The organism is Antarcticimicrobium sediminis, from assembly GCF_004348975.1.
GTDB classification, from domain to species: Bacteria; Pseudomonadota; Alphaproteobacteria; order Rhodobacterales; family Rhodobacteraceae; genus Antarcticimicrobium; species Antarcticimicrobium sediminis.
The window spans coordinates 1-2,471 of sequence record NZ_SMFP01000050.1; the positions used below are offsets into that span (position 1 = coordinate 1).

Annotated in this window: 2 protein-coding genes; both read left to right on the forward strand. The window is 58.9% G+C overall.

Translation table 11 applies throughout. The features are described from left to right. Window positions 1-116 precede the first annotated feature (116 nt). Entirely contained in the window at window positions 117-1,616 is a 1,500-nt protein-coding gene (gene istA, locus E1B25_RS21915; protein WP_132831680.1) for an IS21 family transposase, read from the forward strand. Beyond that, window positions 1,613-2,344 (forward strand): IS21-like element helper ATPase IstB, encoded by a 732-nt coding sequence (gene istB, locus E1B25_RS21920; protein ID WP_132831679.1) that lies wholly within the window; start codon window positions 1,613-1,615, stop codon window positions 2,342-2,344. The genes istA and istB overlap by 4 nt, the downstream gene beginning before the upstream one ends. The last annotated feature ends 127 nt before the right edge of the window (window positions 2,345-2,471 follow it).

Here is a 2,471-nt window from a genome sequence, read left to right on the forward strand (position 1 = left end):
TGTGAATCGGCATGCGAAATTGACCCACTTGGGTGGGTTATGAGCGAGTAAAATTGACCCACCTGCCACGTTAGAATCCGCGCTGGATAGCGCGGAGGAATGAGCAGGTGATATTGATGGAAAGTGTATCGAAGATCCGTCGTTGGATATTGGTTGAGGGTCGCAGCATCCGATCTGTGGCGCGGGCAACCGGTTTGTCGCGGAACACGGTGAAGAAGTATCTGAAGGACGACAGTCCGCCGAGCTATCAGCGGCAAGCGCCGCCGGCCCGGCATAAGCTGTGCGATGGATTTGACGCGCGACTTCAGGAACTGTTCGAGCAGGATCAAAAGCGCCCGCGCCGGGAGCGGCGGACGGCCACGAAGCTTTACGAACAGCTCGTCTCGGAAGGGTATACTGGGTCCTATTCGCCGGTTCAGCGATTTATCCGAGACCTCAAACGTGCCGACGCCGGATCGGGAGAGGCGTTTATCCCCCTGCATTTTGCTGCGGGCGATGCGCTCCAGTTTGACTGGAGCGAAGAGCGCGTTGTTCTCGGTGGTGTCGAGCAGAAGGTGAAGGTTGCCCACTTCCGCCTGTGCCATAGTCGCAAGCCTTTTGTCATCGCCTATCCCGGCGAGAGCCAAGAGATGGTGTTGGATGCCTTTGTGCGGGCGCTGTCCTTCTATGGCGGGGTTCCGCGACGAGTGATCATCGACAATCCCAAAACGATGGTGACCTATGTCTCTCGCTCGAAGGACCGGGTGTTCCATCCGCGGTTCCTGGCGTTGATGAACCACTATGTCATAGAGCCGGTGGCCTGCACGCCCGCGTCGGGTTGGGAGAAGGGTCAGGTGGAGAACCAGGTCCAGTTCTTACGAGGCCGCTTGTTTGTTCCCATGCCAGCCTTCGATGATCTGGATGGGCTGAATGGCTGGTTGCGTCTGCGCTGCGAGGACCTGGCAAATCGTGCCCATCCTGAACATTCGCCCCGCACGATTGCAGAGGTTTTTGAAGATGAGCGTGCCGAGCTGCGCCCCCTGGGGCGAGCTTTTGACGGCTACGTGGAGAAGACGGTGCGGGTCCGCTCCACCTGTCTGGTTCAATATGCCAGCAACCGCTACAGCGTGCCTTCCCGGTTTGCCGGCCAGCATGTCTCCCTGCGCGCCTATGCGAGCCGGATCGTGCTGGTGTCAGGCCGAGATGTCATTGCCGAGCACAAGCGCCGCTTCACCCGCAACGTCAGCTACTTTGAACCGTGGCATTACGTTCCTCTACTGGACCGCAAACCCGGCGCCTTGCGCAACGGGGCACCCTTCGTGGACTGGCAACTGCCCGATGCCATGCATCGGATCAGGGAGCATTACATGACCGGCAAAGGTGGGGATCGGGAGTTTGTCGACCTGCTTTTGCTGGCCCAGGACCACGGGGTCGAGGTCGTCGAGATTGCCTGTGATCTGGCGGTAGAGCAAAACACCCTGCGTCTGCCGGCCATCGTCAATCTGATCAACCAGCTGGTCGAGCCAGTCATCACCCCCTTGGGCGAACCCTACATCTATCCGCAGCTGACCATGCGCCCGGAAGCCGATTGCAAGCGCTATGAGGCACTGTGCTCCGCCGAGGAGGCCGCCGCATGAACGCCCTCATCGACCAACTGACCGCCCTGAGGCTGCATGGAATGGCAGCTTGCGCACATGATTTGCTGTCCGCGCGCAAGCCGCCAAGTCTGACAACTGCGATAAAGCAACTGATCAACGCGGAAACTGTAGAGCGCCGGGTGCGCTCCATCCAGTATCAAATGCGCATCGCGAAGTTCCCGCATCACAAGGACTTTGCCACCTTCGATTACGGCGCAGCAGCCGTCACCAAGGCCCAGATTGAGCCCTTCTGCTCGGGTCAGTTCACCGAAGAGGCGCACAACCTCATCCTGGTGGGCGGAACCGGGACGGGCAAAACCCATATCGCCATCGCGCTTGGAACCGCCTTGATCAACAACGGCAAGAAAGCCCGCTTCTTCAACGCGGTCGATCTGATCAATGCCCTGATCAAGGAACAGGCCGATGGCAATACTGGGAAAATCATCCGGCAACTGTCGGCCCTGGATTGCGTCATCATCGACGAGCTGGGCTATATCCCGTTCCCGAAATCCGGTGGCGCACTGCTGTTCCACCTGATCAGCAAGCTCTACGAGAAAACCAGCGTCATCATCACCACCAACCTGGAGTTCGGAGAATGGGTCGCTGTCTTCGGCGACGCCAAGATGACAACCGCGCTGCTGGATCGCGTCACGCACCACTGTGCCATCATCGAGACCGGCAACACGTCATACCGCTTCGCGCAGAGCAAAAGCCGCAGAGAAAAATAAGCGCACCGCAAGCAAAGCCCCCAGACGGACTCGCTATATGAGGGCGGCCCGTCTGGGGGCTTTGCCCTCTGAACGACGGGTCAAAATCAAACGCTGAAACCGGGTCAGTTTTGAACGCTCATTGACA